The organism is Streptantibioticus silvisoli, assembly GCF_027947535.2.
Taxonomy (GTDB): Bacteria; Actinomycetota; Actinomycetes; order Streptomycetales; family Streptomycetaceae; genus Streptantibioticus_C; species Streptantibioticus_C silvisoli.
Map to the genome: position 1 here is coordinate 1 of NZ_JAAGKO020000096.1, position 17648 is coordinate 17648.

General features: G+C 74.8%; 11 protein-coding genes. All 11 read right to left on the reverse strand.

Going from position 1 to position 17648, the window contains the following annotated elements; all coding sequences use genetic code 11:
• Positions 1–79: 79 nt before the first annotated feature.
• The 11 genes from typA to POF43_RS33245 all read right to left on the reverse strand — a co-directional run bounded on the left by typA (position 80) and on the right by POF43_RS33245 (position 17603).
• Positions 80–1945 (reverse strand): translational GTPase TypA, encoded by a 1866-nt coding sequence (typA, locus tag POF43_RS33195; RefSeq protein WP_271312970.1) that lies wholly within the window; start codon positions 1943–1945, stop codon positions 80–82.
• Between the two features lie 186 nt (positions 1946–2131).
• Positions 2132–4009: an ABC transporter family substrate-binding protein gene (locus POF43_RS33200; RefSeq protein ID WP_271322439.1), complete on the reverse strand. Its 1878-nt coding sequence runs from the start codon at positions 4007–4009 to the stop codon at positions 2132–2134.
• A gap of 553 nt (positions 4010–4562) precedes the next feature.
• A complete protein-coding gene (locus tag POF43_RS33205; protein ID WP_271317141.1) occupies positions 4563–6842 on the reverse strand; it encodes a SpoIIE family protein phosphatase in 2280 nt (759 codons plus the stop codon).
• A gap of 329 nt (positions 6843–7171) precedes the next feature.
• Positions 7172–9634, reverse strand: a complete 2463-nt coding sequence (locus POF43_RS33210; RefSeq protein WP_271317140.1) for a SpoIIE family protein phosphatase — start codon at positions 9632–9634, stop codon at positions 7172–7174.
• Between the two features lie 462 nt (positions 9635–10096).
• Entirely contained in the window at positions 10097–10540 is a 444-nt protein-coding gene (locus POF43_RS33215) for a (deoxy)nucleoside triphosphate pyrophosphohydrolase (protein WP_271325421.1), read from the reverse strand.
• A 100-nt stretch (positions 10541–10640) separates the two neighbouring features.
• Positions 10641–10814: an SPOR domain-containing protein gene (locus POF43_RS33220; RefSeq protein WP_271317412.1), complete on the reverse strand. Its 174-nt coding sequence runs from the start codon at positions 10812–10814 to the stop codon at positions 10641–10643.
• Positions 10811–11335, reverse strand: coding sequence for a hypothetical protein (locus POF43_RS33225; RefSeq protein ID WP_271325420.1), 525 nt, complete (start codon positions 11333–11335; stop codon positions 10811–10813). The genes POF43_RS33220 and POF43_RS33225 overlap by 4 nt, the downstream gene beginning before the upstream one ends.
• Before the next feature lie 102 nt (positions 11336–11437).
• On the reverse strand, positions 11438–12190 hold the full coding sequence (locus POF43_RS33230; protein WP_271317414.1) for a GntR family transcriptional regulator: 753 nt from the start codon (positions 12188–12190) through the stop codon (positions 11438–11440).
• A 100-nt stretch (positions 12191–12290) separates the two neighbouring features.
• Entirely contained in the window at positions 12291–13622 is a 1332-nt protein-coding gene (locus POF43_RS33235) for a type III PLP-dependent enzyme (protein ID WP_282704926.1), read from the reverse strand.
• 151 nt (positions 13623–13773) lie between these two features.
• Positions 13774–15816, reverse strand: coding sequence for an IucA/IucC family protein (locus tag POF43_RS33240; RefSeq protein ID WP_282704927.1), 2043 nt, complete (start codon positions 15814–15816; stop codon positions 13774–13776).
• On the reverse strand, positions 15813–17603 hold the full coding sequence (locus tag POF43_RS33245) for an IucA/IucC family protein (RefSeq protein ID WP_271325838.1): 1791 nt from the start codon (positions 17601–17603) through the stop codon (positions 15813–15815). The genes POF43_RS33240 and POF43_RS33245 overlap by 4 nt, the downstream gene beginning before the upstream one ends.
• Positions 17604–17648 lie beyond the last annotated feature (45 nt).

The window sequence follows — 17648 nt, forward strand, 5'->3', positions numbered from 1 at the left end:
GCAGAAGCGCCAGGCCCCGTGCGCACCGTGAACGGGTGCGGACGGGCCCTGGCGCCGGCGGTGTGCCGTACGGGTCGCGTCAGCGCTTGGCGCGGGCTGCGGCGCGGCCGCGCTCCTTCTGGTCCAGGACGACCTTGCGGATGCGCACGGTCTCCGGGGTCACCTCGATGCACTCGTCCTCGCGGCAGAACTCCAGCGCCTGCTCCAGCGACAGCTTGCGCGGCGGGACCAGCGACTCGGTGACGTCCGCGGTCGAGGACCGCATGTTGGTGAGCTTCTTCTCCTTCGTGATGTTCACGTCCATGTCGTCCGCGCGCGAGTTCTCGCCGACGATCATGCCCTCGTACACCTCGGTGCCCGGGTCGATGAACAGCACGCCGCGCTCCTGGAGGTTGGTCATCGCGAACGCGGTGACCGGGCCGGAGCGGTCGGCGACCAGCGAACCGTTGTTGCGGGTGCGCAGCTCGCCGAACCACGGCTCGTGGCCCTCGAAGATGCTGTGCGCGATGCCGGTGCCGCGGGTGTCGGTGAGGAAGTCGGTACGGAAGCCGATCAGACCGCGCGAGGGCACCACGAACTCCATGCGCACCCAGCCGGAGCCGTGGTTGGTCATGGTCTCCATGCGGCCCTTGCGGGAGGCCAGCAGCTGGGTGATGGCACCCAGGTACTCCTCCGGGGAGTCGATGGTCATCCGCTCGACCGGCTCGTGGACCTTGCCGTTGATCTCCTTGGTGACCACCTGCGGCTTGCCGACGGTCAGCTCGAAGCCCTCCCGGCGCATGGTCTCCACCAGGATGGCCAGCGCCAGCTCACCGCGGCCCTGCACCTCCCAGGCGTCCGGGCGCTCGGTCGGCAGCACCCGCAGGCTGACGTTGCCGACGAGTTCGCGCTCCAGGCGGTCCTTGACCAGCCGGGCGGTGACCTTGTGGCCCTTGCCGCCCTTGCCGACCAGCGGGGAGGTGTTGGTGCCGATGGTCATCGAGATGGCCGGCTCGTCCACCGTGATCAGCGGCAGCGCGATCGGGTTCTCCGGGTCGGCCAGCGTCTCGCCGATCATGATCTCGGGGATACCGGCCACCGCGCAGATGTCGCCGGGCCCGGCCACCTCGGCGGGCTTGCGGGTCAGCGCCTCGGTCATCATCAGCTCGCTGATGCGCACGCTGGTGATGGTGCCGTCCCGCTTGATCCACGCGACGGTCTGGCCCTTGCGCAGGTGGCCCTGCTCGACGCGCAGCAGCGCGATGCGGCCGAGGAAGTTGTCGGCGTCCAGGTTGGTCACGTGCGCCTGGAGCGGGGCGCCGTCGTCGTAGACCGGGGCCGGCACGTTCGACAGGATCGTGGAGAAGAACGGCTCCAGGCTGTCGCTGTCGGCCGGGACCGTGCCGTTGGCCGGCTTGGTCAGCGAGGCGACACCGTCACGGGCGCAGGCGTAGACGATCGGGAACTCGATCTGGTCCTCGTCGGCGTCCAGGTCGAGGAACAGGTCGTAGGTCTCGTTGACCACGTCGTCGATGCGCGAGTCGGGGCGGTCGGTCTTGTTGATGCACAGGATGACCGGCAGCCGGGCCTGGAGGGCCTTGCGCAGCACGAACCGGGTCTGCGGCAGCGGGCCCTCGGAGGCGTCCACCAGCAGCACGACCGCGTCGACCATCGACAGGCCGCGCTCGACCTCACCGCCGAAGTCGGCGTGGCCGGGGGTGTCGATGATGTTGATGGTGACGGGGTCGCCGCCGCCCTTCGGGTGGTACTTGACCGCGGTGTTCTTCGCGAGAATGGTGATGCCCTTCTCGCGTTCCAGGTCGTTGGAGTCCATCACCCGGTCGTCGACGTGCTGGTGGGCGGCGAAGGCGCCGGCCTGCTTGAGCATGGCGTCGACCAGGGTGGTCTTGCCGTGGTCGACGTGGGCGACGATGGCGACGTTACGGATGTCGTGGCGCGTGGGCACTGCGGCGCTTCTCCCGGATTCGTGGATGGCGGCGCGACCAGCCGGTACGCGCGCCCGCCGGGCAAGATCACGCCGCGGCCTTTACCCCATGGTACGGGGCCGGGCGGGCGGCGGGCGCCCCGCCCCGTACCACGGCCCCCGGCGCACACGCACCGGGGGCCCGGCGGGATGGGGGAAAAACACTGGTCAGCGGCGGAAGCCGATGTCCTGGAAACGCGGCGTCCGGAAGCCGAAGGCGCCGGCGTTGACCACGTCGGAACGCTCGGCGACCAGCTGCGGGGGCTGGTAGAGCGGGATGGAGCCGGCCGCCGCCCAGATCCGGGCGTCGGCCTGCTGGGTCAGGCCGCGCGCCTTGCGGGCGTCGAGCTGGCCGGCCGCCCGGTCCAGCAGCTGGTCGATCTGGTCGGTGCCGACCCGGCTGTAGTTCTGCCGCACGTCGAGCGAACCGTCGGTCTGCGGCAGCGGCTTGAGGTAGACCGGCCGCGCGTCGTCGGCCGGGAAGGCGCTGCCGGGCCAGGAGTACAGCGCCAGGTCGAAGTCGCCGGTGGCGACGTGGTCGCGGAAGAAGCTGTCGTCCTTGACCTTGTCCATCTCGGTACGCACCCCGACCCCGGCCAGCATGTGCGCGATGCGGTCGCCGACCGCGTCCAGCGTGGGCGACCCGGCGGGCAGCATGAACCGCAGCGTGAGCTGGTTGCCGGTGGCGTTGGTGCGCACCGCGGTCGGCTCCACAACGGTGGACTCGCCCTTCGCGGCGCCGGCGACGTCCGCCTGGCCGGACCCGGCCGGCCGCAGCGCCGAGGCCGACGCGGCGGCCGACCCGGAGGCGCTCGCCGCCACCCTGGGCCTGCTGGCCTGCGGGGCGGCGGCCTTGTTCGCGGTGGGCGAGGCGAGCGCGGTCCGGCCCTGCTGCCAGCCGGCCTCGGTCAGCAGCGCCTGGGCGGAGCGCACCGACGGGCGGCCGATCGCCGAGCTGTTGTCCTGGTAGCCGAACTGCGAGCCGAGCACCAGGTGGTTGCCGAGGGTGCGCACCGGCAGCCCGGCCGGCCGCAGCACGTACTCGGCCAGCTGGCGGCGGTCGATGGCCCGGGCCACCGCCTTGCGCACCCGCTCGTCGGCCAGCGGACCGCTGCCGCCGCCGTTGAGGGTCAGCTGGGTGTACTCCGCGCCGGGGGCCTTGCGCACCGCGACGCCGCCGATCCGGCCGGCGGCCGGCAGTTCGGTGGCGTCGATGGCGGCGACGTCGACCCGTTTGGCCTTCAGCGCCGCGACCCGCCGGTCGCCCGGCACCGCGGTCAGCACCAGCCGGCGCAGCTTCGCCCGGTCGCCCCACCAGTGGCGGTTGCGCACCAGGGTCGCGGTGCCGTTGTCGGTGTCGAGGTCCTGCAGGGCGAACGGCCCGGCCGAGACCGGCAGTTCGTCGCGGACGCCCTCGTTGAACGCGTTCGGGCTGCCGGTGACCTCGCGCGGGTACAGCGGGCTGAACAGCGACTGCCAGGCGGCGGTCGGCTTGCTGAACGTCACCTTGATCTCGCGGGCGTCCTTGCCGCGCTGGATCTTCGACACCCGGTCGTAGCCGGTGTTGTGCGCGCTGTAGAAGTCGGTGTCGTCGCCGTTGAGCGCCTTCCACTGCGCGGTGAAGTCGCTGACGCCCAGGTGGCGGCCGTTGCTCCAGACCGCCTTCGGGTTGAGGTGGTAGACCACCGTCTGCGGCGCGGAACCGGTGACGTCGGCCGACGCCAGGTAGTCGCCGTCCCGCTGCGGCCGGCCGTGTCCGTCGACGGTGAACAGCGTCGGCAGCGTCGCCTCCGCGATCGTCTGCGTCTGCTGGTCGGCGCCGTCCTGGAAGGCGTTCAGCGTGTCGGGCATGCCGTCCACCGCCCAGCGCAGGGTGCCGCCGTCGTGGACGGCGGCGCGGGAGGTCGCCGCGATGTCGATGGCGGCGGGCTCACGGTCGGAGTCGGACGACGAGGAGCATCCGGTGGCCAGCGTGGCGGCCGCGATCACGCCGGCGGCGGCCGCGGCTCCGACGGCGCGCCGCCCGGCGCGGGGGGTGCGGTGCATGGGAGGGACCTCCGCTGATGGCGTGGCGCTTCTCGCGGGGTGGCGGGAGAGGCGAGAGGCGTCGCGGGTGTGCGTGCTTATCGCATCTACAGATAGTGACGTGATCACCCGAATCCACGCCGACACGCTCCCCCTGGCCGGGGAGGCCACTCGGGCGGCTCAGTGGGGTGGGGTGGGGTGGTCTGCGGCGGTGCCGTGTGCGGCGGGGGGCGGGGGCGGCGGTGCGGATTCGGGGCCGGTGCGGTCCGGGGCGGCGCGAGCGTGATCCGGGACGGGCGCGATCCGGGGCCGGGGAAGAGCGCGGCGTTGCGGGTGCGGGCACGGCGGTGCGGTCCGGGGCCACGTCGTCCGGGGCGGCGCGCTCCGCGACCGGCGCGATCCGGCCCGGCGCGGTCCAGGACCGGCGCAGGCCTCAGCGGTGCGGGTCGGCCCGGGAGAGTCCGCCGGCGCGATGCGGGGCGCCGCGGACCGGCGCAGCACGATCAGCCACCAGCACGGACCAGAACCGTGCGAACCCGAGCGGCGCGGCCCGGCGGTCGCCGGCGCCCGCAGGTCAGAACAGGCTGAGGAACGCCTCCGACAGGTCCGGCGCCTTCGACTCCCCGTCGGGCAGGGCGAGTTCGAACCACACCGTCTTGCCGTGCGGCGTACGGCGGCTGCCCCAGCTGAGGCTGAGCAGGCTGACGAGCTGGAGGCCGCGACCGCCCTCGTCGGTGTCGCGGGCGCGGCGGCGGCGCGGCTGGACCAGGTCGGAGTCCCAGACCTCGCACACCAGGGTGCGGTCCAGCAGCAGGCGCAGCCGGATGTCGCCCTTGCCGTGCCGCAGTGCGTTGGTGACCAGCTCGCTGACCAGCAGTTCCGTGGTGTCGACCAGGTCCTCCAGACCCCAGGGGAGCAGGCGGCCGCGGGCGTACTCGCGGGCCTGGGAGACCGAGCGGGAGCAGGGCTGGAGGGTCCAGTCGCCGACCGCGTCGGCGGCCAGCGCGCTGACCCGGGCCATCAGCAGCGCGACGTCGTCCTCGCCGTGGTGGGTGTTGAGGGTGGTCAGGACGTGGTCGCAGGCGTCCTCCAGCGGCAGCGGGGAGACGTCGAGCGCGTCGCGCAGGGAGTCCAGGCCCTCGTCGAGCGCGTGCCGGCGCGACTCGACCAGGCCGTCGGTGTACAGGGCCAGCAGGGCGCCGTCCGGGAGTTCGACCTCGACCTCTTCGAACGGCTCGCCGCCGACGCCCAGCGGGATGCCGTGCGGCACGTCGAGCATCATGGCCGGGTCGCCGGGGCCGACCACGACCGGCGGCAGGTGGCCGGCGTTGGCGATGGTGACGCGGCGGGTGACCGCGTCGTAGACCGCGTAGACGCAGGTGGCGAGGTAGACCTCGGCGAGGTCGTCGGTCGCCCGGTCCTTGGCCCGCCGGGTGCGGCCGGCCGCCGGATCGCCCAGGCCGCAGGCGATCTCGTCCAGGTGGCTGAGGACCTCGGCCGGTTCGAGGTCGAGCAGCGCCAGGGTGCGTACGGCGCTGCGCAGTTCGCCCATCGCGACGGCGGCGCGCAGGCCGCGGCCCATGACGTCGCCGACCACCAGCGCGGTGCGGTGGCCGGGCAGTTCGATGACGTCGAACCAGTCGCCGCCCACCTCGGCGGCGGTGCTGCCGGGCAGGTAGCGGCAGGCGATGTCGAGGCCGGCGGCCTCCGGGTTGCCGGGCGGCAGCAGGCTGCGCTGGAGCAGCAGGGCGCGTTCGTGCTCGCGGCGGTACAGCCGGGCGTTGTCGATGCTGACGGCGGCGCGGGCGGTGAGTTCGGCGGCCAGGCTGATGTCGCGTTCGCCGAACGGCTCGCTGCCCTTGGCGCGGGAGAAGTGCACCAGGCCGAGCACGATGTCGCGGGCGACCATCGGCACGACCAGGGTGGACTGCACGACGCCGCCGCCGGGGACCGGGGCGGCGGCGGACCCGGCGGCCTGGCCGGTGTCGCCGGGTGTCAGCACGGCGTCGGCGCGTTCGGCGTCGGTGGTGCTGACCGTCTGGACCTGGGCGGTGCGCAGCGCGCGGGCGGCGGTCGAGCCGAACGGGTAGCGGTGCACGTCGCCGACCAGGACCGCGAACTCGCCGCCGAGGCTCTCCGGGCCGCTGGAGACCGCGCTGGCCGCCGCGACCCGGCGCAGTTCCGCGCTGCCGTCGGCCGAGCCGATCGGGTCGTCGTCGCCGGCCAGCAGCGCCTGGTAGAGGTCGACCGCGGCCAGGTCGCAGAAGTGCGGCACGGCGACGTCGAGCAGCTGGCGGGCGGTGCTCTCCAGGTCCAGCGAGCCGCCGATCCGGGCGCCGGCCTCGTTGAGCAGCGCCAGGTCGCGCCGGGTGTGGGCGGCCTCGCGTTCGTCGCGCTGCCGGATCGTCACGTCGGTCGCCACGCCCGCGACGCCGATCGGGCTGCGCAGGCCGTCGTGCAGGCGGTACAGCGAGATGGAGAAGCGCCGGCGGCCGGGGGCGGCCGGGCTGGTGCCGACCACCTGCATGTCGAGCACCGGGTCGCCGCCGTCCAGCACCTGGCGCAGTGCGGCGGCGAGCCGGTCGGCCTCGACGCGCGGCAGGAAGTCGTGCGGGGTGCGGCCGCGGTACTCCTCGACCGGCTTGCCGTAGACCCGGGCGAAGCGCTCGTTGACCCGGAACAGCTTCAGCCGGGTGTCGGCCAGGAACAGGCCCATGGAGGACTGGCCGAATATCGCCTCGAAGGCGGCGATCTCGTAGGACTCGTCGATCGGGTGCGTGCCGTCCGCGGCGGTGGGCACCGGCTGCGGGGGGACGTCGGGGCGCTCCTGGCGTGGCCCGGGCAGGTCAGGCATCAGCGGCACCCGCCGAAGCGTCGGCTCGTCCGCGCGGTACGGCGAAGCGCTCTCCGCCGGAGCGTATGCAGCGCACGACTCCTCCTCCAGAGCCCGGGAGGTCTCCCGGAGCCTTACGGGACCCGGACCGGCTTCCGAGTATTTCTCACCCAACGAGTATCGGGTACCGCACCCGGAGGGGAAACGGTGTTGTCGATCACGATCCCAGCATCATTCCAGGTATATCCCTGACTTCAACCAGGTAGGCGGACAGCGGAGTTCGGCCGAACCACCGGTTCCGGCCACCGTCGGCCGGTGAGTCGGGCGCATCGGCAGAACCACCCCGCACATCATTCCGGTCGGCCGGCCGGCAGCGTCAGCTCGAACCAGACGGTCTTGCCGAACGGGCCGACCCGGGTGCCCCAGCGGCGGGCGGCGCGGGCCACCAGGTGCATGCCGCGCCCGCCCTCGTCGGTCTCGGCCGCGATCCGGGCCCGGGGCGGGTCGGCCAGCGGGTCGGAGACCTCGACCAGCAGTGACGGGCCGCGCACCATGCGCACCCCGATCGGGCCGTGCGCGTGCCGCAGGGAGTTGGTGACGAGTTCGCTGACCAGCAGCACGGTGACCTCGGTGAGCGGCCACAGCTCCCAGGAGGCCAGCGTCTCGCGGACCCGGGCGCGGGCCTCGCGCACCGCGGTGGCCTCGGCGGGGAACGTCCAGGTGGCGGCGCTGCCCTCGGGCAGTCCGCCGAGCCGGGCCATGAGCACCGCGACGTCGTCCGGCTCGCGGTCCGGGGTCATGCCGGCCAGCACCGCGTCGCAGACGTCCTCCAGCGATCCGTAGGGGCGGCGCAGGATCTCGGCGAGCCGGTCGATCCCCTCGGTGATGTCCTCGCCGCGGCGTTCGATCAGCCCGTCGGTGTACAGCGCGAGCACCGCGCCCTCCGGGACGAGGAACTCCAGGGACTCGAAGGCGTCGCCGCCGATGCCGATGGGGGTGTTGGACGGCATGTCGAGCCGGCGCACGCTCTGCGGCCCGGAGCGGCCGGGCAGGATCAGCAGCGGCGGCAGGTGGCCGGCCTTGGCGATCACGCAGACCCGGCTGGACGGGTCGTAGACCGCGTAGGCGCAGGTGGCCATCATCGGTTCCTCGGGGCTGAGGGCGAAGTCGTCGGACAGGTCGTTGACCCGGCGCAGCAGCTCGTCCGGCGCCATGTCCAGGCCCGCCAGGGTGCGCACCGCGGTCCGCAGCCGGCCCATGGTGGCGGCGGCCGACAGTCCGTGGCCCATGACGTCGCCGATGACGAACGCGACCCGCCCGCCGGCCAGCGGCACCACGTCGAACCAGTCGCCGCCGGCCTCGGCACCGCTGCTGCCCGGCACGTACCGGTGCGCGACCTCCACCCCGGTCAGCCGCGGCACGCTCTGCGGCAGCAGTGCCCGCTGGAGCATCAAGGTGCCCTCGCGCTCGCGGGCGTAGAGCCGGGCGTTGTCCAGCGCGGCGCCGGCCCGGTCGGCGAGTTCGTGGCCCAGCGCGAGGTCGTCGGCGTCGAACGGCTCCCGGGTCGCGGAGCGGCCCAGCACCAGCAGGCCGAGCACCACGCCGCGGGCGCGCAGCGGCACCGCGAGCACCGAGCCGACGCCGAGCTCCAGGGCGGTGCTGATGCGCGGGTCGAGCGGTTCGAGCGGGTCGCCGCGGATGTCGGCCGGGCTCTCGGCGAACCAGGCCGGCCCGCCGGCCAGCGCGTCGGAGAACGGCGAGCCGGCCGGGAAGTTCATCGGCATGCCGGTGTGCAGCAGCTGGCCCATGGCGGTCTCGTCCGGGGCGGTGGCCACCCCGGCCAGCACCAGCGGGGTGTACGGCGCCAGCGGCTGCTCGGGCAGTTCCCCGCCGCCGGCCACGTGCTCGACGACCAGCAGGCCCGCGTAGTCGCAGAAACCGGGCACCAGGGCCTTGGCCAGCGACTTGGCCCGGTGGTCGATGTCCATCAGCTCCGACAGCACCCCGCCGACGTCGCCGAGCACCGCGAGCCGGTTGCGGGCCCGCTCGACCTTGACGGCGGCCATCAGCCGGTCGGTGACGTCCAGGACGACGCAGGAGATGCCGAGCACCTGGCCGCGGCGGTCGGTGATGCGGCTGTAGGAGGCCGACCAGAAGCCGACCCCGTCGGCGCCGGGCGTCAGCAGGTCGACGACGATCCGGCCGGTCTCCAGCACCTGGCGCTGCACGCCGGCCAGCTCCCGGCCGGTGTCGCCGGAGATGACGTCCTGCACGCTGCGCCCGAGGTGGTCGGCGGGCGTGCGGTTGTTCATGGCGGCCAGCACCGCGTTGACCCGGACGAACCGCAGGTCGGTGTCGTAGATCGCGATGCCGGCCGAGGAGGTGTCGAAGACGGCGTCCAGCACGGCCAGGTCGTGTTCGACGCCGCGCAGCAGCTGGGTGTCGGCCAGCGAGATCAGCGCGTGCGACCGCGGGCCGCCGTCGGTGAGCATCGAGGCGCGCACCTCGGCGACGACGGTGGAGCCGTCGCGGCGGCGCAGCGGCAGGATGCCGACCCAGCGGCCGTCGCGCTCCAGGGCCCGCAGGATCGACGAGAGCACCAGCCGCGGATGCTGGTCGGCGGTGGCCAGCACCAGGTCCACCGGCCGGCCGATGACCTGGTTGCCGGGCCAGCCGAGGATCTCCTCGGCCAGCTGCGACCACAGCTCGATCCGGCCGCGGGTGTCCAGCATGATCACGCCCACCCGCAGGGTGTCCAGCAACCCCGCCGGCGGGGACGGCCCGGGCCGGGACGCGTCGGATCCGGTGCTCACCCGGCGCACCTCCCACTGATGGACATACCTGCCGAAACGTCCATAACCCCACGATCAATGGATTATACGTACGATCGCACGATCAGTGACCGCCCGCGCAGTCCGTACGAGCGACGGGGGCGCCTGCGGCGGGCGGGGCGGGGGCGGGGCCGTACGACGGCGGTACGGACGGCTGGGGGCGCCGGGCCCGGGAGCGGGGGCGTACGACTGCGGGGGCGGGGCGTGGGGCCGCGGGGGGCGCCACGCACGGCAGCGGGGGCGGGGGCGAGGCGCGCGACTACGGGGGCCGGGGCGTGCGGCTGCCGCGGGGGGCGAGGCATACGGGCGGGGCGCCACGCACGGCAGCGGGGGCCGGGGCGAGGCCGTACAGCAGCGGGGGCCGGGGCGTACGGCAGCGGTACGCACGGGACCGGCAGCGGTACGTACCGCCCGGCCGCCGGAGGCAACGGTCCCCCGAGGCCGTCACCCCCCGGCGCTCCCGTGGGCCAGCAGGTGGACGGCGGCGGCGACGGCGGGGCGGTCCTGGGGGAGCCAGTCGACGGTGTCCGCCTCGGCCGGGGTCAGCCAGCGCAGCGCGTCGTGGTCCTGGAGGGGGCTCGGGGTGCCGCGGAGCAGGCGGACGGTCCACACGTGCAGCACCAGGCCGGGGCGGATCGGCCAGGCGCCGGGGATGCGCCCGACCGCCTCGGTCTCCACGCCGAGCTCCTCGCGCAGTTCCCGCACCAGCGCGGCGTCCGGGGTCTCGCCGGGTTCGACCTTGCCGCCGGGCAGCTCCCAGCGGCCGGCCAGCTGCGGCGGCGCGCTGCGGCGGGCGGCCAGCAGCCGCCCCTCGTGCAGCAGCGCCCCGCCGACCACCACGCGGGCGTCGTCGGGGAGCGTCGCGGGGTGGGAGTCGTCAGCCGTCATGCGGGGACTCTACGGCCGCCGCCGGCGCCCGCCTCGCGAGCCGTGGGGGCGGACGGCGAACGGGGGAGCCGGCGCCGACTCCCCCGCACAAACGTTCGTATTACGGTGACGTGCTGCTCTGTTCGATCTGTTCCACCCGGTAGAGCCGCCGCTGGCCGGCGTCCTCGAAGCGGTCGGCGACGGATTCCGCCTCCTCACGGGTACGGAACCGGCTGACCCGGTAGTGGTTGCCGTTGTCGTCCTGGCGTATCAGCGCCCAGACCAGCTCAGTCATCTCGTGGTCCTCTCGCTCGCGCCCGGGTGATCGACGCCGTCACGGTCGTCGTCGCGCCCGCCGGTGAAGGCGGCGGGCCGGGCGTCCAGGATCTGCGCCGGCGCCGGCCACGTCAGCCGGCGCCGGGGGGCCGGCCGGGCGGCGCCGTGCCGCCGGCGGGTGCCGCCGGCGGCGGAAACGCCGGCGAACGGCGCGTCGCGAAACCATTCTGCGGCGCCGGACATGCCGGTACCGCCGGTGCCGAACTCACCGGTGCCGAAGCCGACGGCGTGGGCACCGAAGCCGACGGCAACGAACGCGCCGGTGCCGGAGCCGTCCGTGCCGGTCCGGTGGCAGGCTGCCGGCCGGCCGGTGCGGCCGCCGGCGCCCTCACGGGACGCGGCCGCGGCCGGCCGTGCCCCGCCGGGTTCGTCGGCCCGCAGGGCGCCGTAGGGGGACAGCCGGTGTCCCCGGGTGCGCGGCTGGTGGACGGTGAACCGGGCGGCCGGTGCGTCCAGGTCGGAGGAGACGGCGATCCGCATATGCCGGAGGGTACGCCGGAAGTACGGTCGGCGGGTCGAATAAGGCCCGAACAGCCCTGAACCGGCCGGTAGTTGACGCCCGCGTTCGGGGCGGGCGCCGGCTCAGCGCACCGGCAGGTGGTAGGTCACCCGGTAACGGTCGGCCGGAATGACCAGGTCAGCGGTCTCCACCGGCTGGTCGCCGGTGTAGAAGGTGCGGACGACCACCAGCACGGTGTGACCGGGGACACCCCCGAGTTCGGCCGTCTCGGAGGCGAGCCCCGGACGGGCGGCGACCTCCTCGGTGACGTGGTCGACCACGATGTCGATGCCGGCCATCCGCGCCACCACGCCACGGCCGCCGAGCGGGCCCTCCTCGGGCAGCATGACCGGGGTGCGGCCGGTGACGGACAGCGGTTCCCACGAGGTGGAGAGCATCATCGGCTCGCCCTCGGTGCGGAAGATGTACCGGGTGCACATCACCCGGTCCGTCGGCTTGACGCGCAGCCGGGCCGCGATCCGGGGACCGGCGTCCTGCTGGGTGCTGACCGACTCCCAGGTGCCCTTGCTGTCCTCGGCGGCCTGCTCCTGGCGGAACGGCGTCGGCCCGCCGGACGGCTGGTAGCCGGACCGGGCGATCAGCCGCGGCTCGGGGCGCTCGCGCACGTAGGTCCCGGAGCCGGAGCGGCCCTCGACGAAGCCCTCGGCCATCAGCACCTTGCGGGCTTCCAGGGCGACGGTGTCGGAGACCCCGTACTCCTGCCGGATGCGGGCCTGCGAGGGCAGCCGGGTGTGCGGGGCGAGGACACCCTGCTGGATCTTGTTCCGCAGGTCGTCTGCGACCCGGAGATACGCGGGCTGTTCACCGAATGGCACGTGTCCTCCAGATGCGTTGACGGGCTGCAACATAGTGACGACGTTGTGTATCCGCCCGCAAGCCTGGGCCAAAGGGTGACGTACCCATCGCTTCGGGTGATCAGCCGCGTCCGCCCACGAAATGGAAACGCGGCGCGGGGTGCATCAGGAACTCGTGGTGCGAGATGTTCCACGCGTACGCGCCGGCCATCGCGAACGCCACCCGGTCCCCTGCCCGCAGCCCGCCGGCCGGCAGCGGCATCCGGCGGGCCAGCACGTCCTTGGGCGTGCACAACTGCCCGACCAGGCCGGCCGGACCGCGGGTGGCGGGCCGCGGCCACGGGTGCGGCCAGTGCTCGCGCGGCAGCACGGCGAACGGCTGGTCGTGGCCCTTGGCCGCCGGGGTGCGCAGGTGGTGGGTGCCGCCGCGCAGCACCGCGAACTCCTCGCCGTGCGCGCTCTTCACGTCCAGCACCTCGGTGACGTACCAGCCGCAGTACGCGGTCAGCGCCCGGCCCGGCTCGATCCGCAGCGTCAGGCCGGGATGCCGGTCCAGCAGCCGGCCGAGCGCGGCGCCGTAGCCCCGCCAGTCGAACCGGGCCGCCGGGTCGCCGTAGTCCACCGCCATGCCGCCGCCGACGTCCACCTCCTCGACCGGCAGCCCGGCGGCGCGGGCCGGGCCGGTGGCGAACGTCACGATCTCGCCGGCCAGCGCGGCCAGTCCTGCGGCGTCCAGACCGCTTGCCAGGTGGGCGTGGACACCGCGCGCCCGCACCCGGGCGCCGGGCCCGAGGGCGGCCAGGTGCGCCAGGCAGGCGTGGAAGCCCGCCGGGTCCAGACCGAACGGCCCCGGACCGCCGCCCATCGCCAAAGGTGCACCCGAAAGAGTGACTCCTGCGACCGGCAAGTTGACGCGCAGCAGGATGTCGGCGGTGCGGCGCTGCCGGTCGGCCTCGGCGGTGAGCAGCCGCAGTTCGTGGAGGCTCTCCACGTGGAAGCGGTCGGTGCCGGCCGCCAGCGCGCGGGCGATCTCACCGGGCGTCTTGCCGGGCCCGCCGAACGCCACCGGCTGGCCCGGCACCGCGGCACGCACGTGGGCCAGCTCCCCCGCGGAGGCCACCTCGAACCCGTCGACTCCGCCGGCCGGTCGGGCCAGTTCGGCCAGCACGGCCCGCTCCGGGTTCGCCTTCGCCGCGTAGTACAGCTCCACCCCTTCCGGCAACGCCCCCCGCACACCGGCGACATGCGCCCGCAACCCCGCCAGGTCGTAGACGTAGGCGGGCAGTTCGTCGGGGGCGGCGGCCGCCGCGACGTCCCGCACGGCGGCGGGCACGAGGTCGCCGGGGACGAGGTGATCGGTCGCGGGGGCGGGCGGACCGGCCGGGCGGGGGACGTGGGGAGCCTGGGACGCCCGGGGGGAGCGGGGGGCCTGGGGGGAACGGGCCGAGGTCATCGGGTTGCCTCCGGCAGGACGTCGGCGGTCAGCGGCGATACCGGCCAGGGGGCGCAGCGGGACCGGGCCGAGGTCACCGGGCGGCCTCCGGCAGGACATCGGCGGTCAAGGGCCGAGACCGGCCAGGGGACACGGCAGAACGGGGCCGAGGTCATCGGGTTGCCTCCGGCAGGACATCGGCGGTCAGGGGTGACGGCAGTCGTACGTAGCCCGCCTCGCGGTCGGGGTCGCGGGCCCAGCGGGTGAGCAGGTTGGCCTTGGCGGGCAGCGGCGCCCCGGCCAGCAACTCGCCCACCCGGCCCGGCCGTTCGGCCCCGGCCGCGAACTCCCGCAGTACGTCCCGCACTTCGGCCCACAGCGCGGCCTCCAGGTCCGGGTGCCGGTCGGCGAGGACGGCGAGGATCTCGGCGGCGTTGTTCACCAGCAGGCAGTACACCACCCGGTCCCAGCCGCGCGGTTCGTCGTACGCGAGCGGTCCCGCCACCTCGGGCGGCAGCGCGGCCAGCAGGTCCCGGTGCCGGTCCGCCAGCAGCTTGGTGCCCTCCAGGTCGCGGAAGAGGACCTGGACCGGGAGCCCGTCACCGTCGACGCCGATCAGCACGTTCTGAAGGTGCGGTTCGAGGACGACGCCGTGCTCGGTGAACGCCGACAGCACCGGCGGCAGCAGCAACCGCAGGTAGCGCCCCCACCAGTCGAGCGCGGCGGCCGGCGAACGGCCCGCGGCGGTGCGCACCGGCAGCGTCGGCCCGGTGGCGTACGGGTCGGCGACCGCGGCGGCCAGCAACGGCGTCACCCCGGGCCGCAGCAGGCCGTCGAAGCCCTCGCGGACGATGACGCCGAACCCCTCCAGCAGCGAACGGTCCGGCCGTCCGTCCGGCCCGGGCAGCGCCAGCGAGCGGTACGCGGGCTCGCGCAGCACGGCGGCGCCCGGGTACCGCGCGGCCAGTCCGTCGAAGACGCCACCGAGCGACCGGGTCAGCGCCACCGCGCCGGACAGCTCGTAACTGGCGTTCTTACGCAGGCAGTTGGTGATCCGCACGTTCAGGCTGAACTTCAGGAAACCGCCGTCGCCCCACAGGGTGCGCACCGACGCGGTCGGGGCGAACAGCGGTCCGCCGGCTCCCAGGTCCAGCACCTCACCGGCCGCCAGCGCCTCCCGCAGCCGCGGCACGTCCCGCAGCAGCCCGTACTGCCACGGGTGCGCCGGCAGCACCCGGTAGCCGTCCGGCACCGCCAGCCCGGCCGCCGGCCGCTCCAGCGCGTCCCACCCGCCGGGCGCCGCGCACTCCTGCGCCACCCGGTCCTCCCGCACCGCCAGCAGCCGCAGCGGGAACGCCGCCGACGTCTCCGGCGCCCACGCGGTCCACGCCCGGCGGTCCGCACCGCGCGCCTTCGGCGCCGGGTGGAAGCGGTGGCCGAACAGCAGCGACCGCTCCGAGGCGAGGTAACGGCGGTACGCGGCACGGCGGTTGGCGCGTTCGGCGGGGCGGGTGTCTTCGACGGGGGTGGGGCCGTCGGCGGGGTGGGCGTCTTCGGCGGGGGTGAGGCCGTCGGCGGCGGGGCGGTTCGCGGCCTCGGCGGGGTGGGTGTCTACGGCGGCGGGGCGGGGGCCGTCAGCAGTGGGGCGGGGGCCGTCGGCGGAACGGATCGCGCCGTCCTCCGTCGCGCCGTCCTCCCGCGTGCGGTGCGCGCGGGCGGCCAGGCCGATGGCCATGCCGGTGTGGCTGGAGGCGAGCTGGCCGGGGAACTCCGGGTTGGACACGCCGGTGCGGGCGGTGAGTTCGGCGGCGACCAGCGTGCCGAGCTCCCGCCAGTCCACGTCGCGCCAGCCGTCCGGTCCCGCCGCCTGGACCGGGCCGGCGCAGCGGTGGTCGCCGAGCAGGCCGGTGCGGTGGACCGCGACGCGCAGCCGGGTGCCGCTGGCGGGCAGCCGCAGCAGCAGCCGGCCGCCGTCCACGGCGGTGTGGTGGCCGGGGCCGCAGACCTCGCGGACCAGGCAGTTGAGCAGCGTGTGCGCGGTGGCCTCGCCGGCCGAGGGCAGGGCCCGTACGTCGGGGGGGTCGGTGGCCGCGCCGGCCGGGGGCAGGGCACGGTCGTCGGAGGGTGCGGTGGCCGCGCGCGGCGGGGCCGGGACGGTCGGCATCAGCGACTCCATCGGTCCGGGCGGGTGGGGGTCGCCGGTGCGGCGGTTCAACGAGAACTCCTCGCGTGCAGCAGGTAGTTCGGGCCGTCGGTGTAGTGCTTGTTGATGTCGGCGGCGCCGGAGCGCTCCTTGGTCAGCAGGGTTCCGGCGGTGACCATGGCCTTCACCGGCAGCCGGTCGGCGTCCAGCACCAGGCGCCGCAGCCGCTCGCGCGGTCCGGGGTCCAGGCGGTCGATCGCCTCCGCCAGCCGGCCGCGCACCAGGGCGAGGCCGTCGGACAGCGGCGCCCGGCCGGTCCGCGCGAGGCCGAACGCGTAGGAGGCGGCGCACAGATGGACGGTGATGGTGGTGAAGACGTCGCAGACCGGCCGGTCGCCGTCGGTGAAGGTCCGCGGGTCGTCGAACGCGGGCGGGTCGCCGCCGAGCGTGTCGCGCAGCCGGACGGCGTCGACCCGCGGACCGTCGTTGTCCTTCAGCAGCAGCCGCACCCGGACCGGGCCGCCGTCCGGCCGGTCCAGCACCAGCGAGACGTTCTGCTGGTGCGACTCCAGCGCGATCCCGTAGCCGAACAGCGTGACCTGCCAGTCGAACAGCAGCGCCAGCATCGCGTCCAGCAGTGCGAGCGGGTCGCCGCCGAAGAAGCGCCGCGCGAGCAGGTCGATGACCAACACGCCTTCGCCGCGCGGTAGTTCGTGCCCCGCCGGGCCGGGAGGCGGGGGCGCCTCGGCGAGCAGGGCGGCGAGCGGGACCACGGCCGCGTCGTCGAGCCCGGCGGGCAGCACGCGCAGCAGGGCGGCGAGCAGTTCGTGGCCGGCGTGCATCCAGCGCGTCTCGTCGGCGAGCAGAATCCGGCCGGCGAAGCGCGGTTCGCGGTCCAGGACGCGTTCCAGCAGCCGCTGTCCGGCGGCCCCGTCGACCAGGGTGCCGGGCTTGATGGTGCGGCGGTTGCGCAGACCGAGCGTGGCGGTGACCAGCGGCAGCTTCAACTGGCGTGTGGGGTCGACGGTGAGCGAACCGGTGCGCATGGACAGCGTCGGGACGAGGTCGAGGTACGGCTGCGGCGCCCGCACCGCGTCCCGCTCCAGGCCCACCGCCCGTAGCGCGTCGGCCAGTTCACCGTCCCCAGTCAACGGGTGCACCGGCAGCGCGACATGGCTGCGGTCGAGTCCGGTGAGCCCCAATTGGCCCGGCTGCGGCCAGTGTTGGTCGTGCTCGACGCCGGTACCGGTCACCGCCGCCCGCGGCAGGGCGATCCAGCGCGGCCGGTACGCCGGGTGGAACTCCGGTGCGTACGACCGCAGTTCCTGCGCCGCCAGTCCGGCGCGGCCGCGTGCGGTGGGGTAGACGGGGTGGTCCGCGAAGGCGGCGAGCGCGTCATGGGCCACCGCACCGCGATGCCCGCACCACCGCCCGGCGTCGGGCCCGTACGTCTGCGCCAACAGCCGCTGCGTCAGCGGCTGTTGGACCGCGTGCAGCCGCACGGTCTCCAGCGTCTGGCGGCACTCCACGGCGAACGCGTCGAAGCCGGCCCGGTCGCGCGGGTCGGCGCACTCGCGCAGCGCGGCGAGGACCGCGTCGCACCCGGTGAGGTCCGGCCCGCCCGACCGGCGGCGCAGCAGCGGCAACCGGGCCGCCAGGTCACCCTGGTAGCCGTCCGGCGCCACCGGCAGCAGCAACGCGTCACCGTCCGGCGCGGCCAGCGCCAGCCAGCCGTCCTCCACCACTCCCCCGCTGCGCAGTCCGGCCACGTCCTCACGCAGCAGCGCGCTCAGCACCCGCAGGAGGAGGGCGTCCCGCAGCGGGTCGGGGGCGTCCGGGGAGGCGGGCGCCGGAGGGATGGAGCCCGAGGAGGCGCCGGGGCTCAGGGAGGTGGGGGCCGAGGG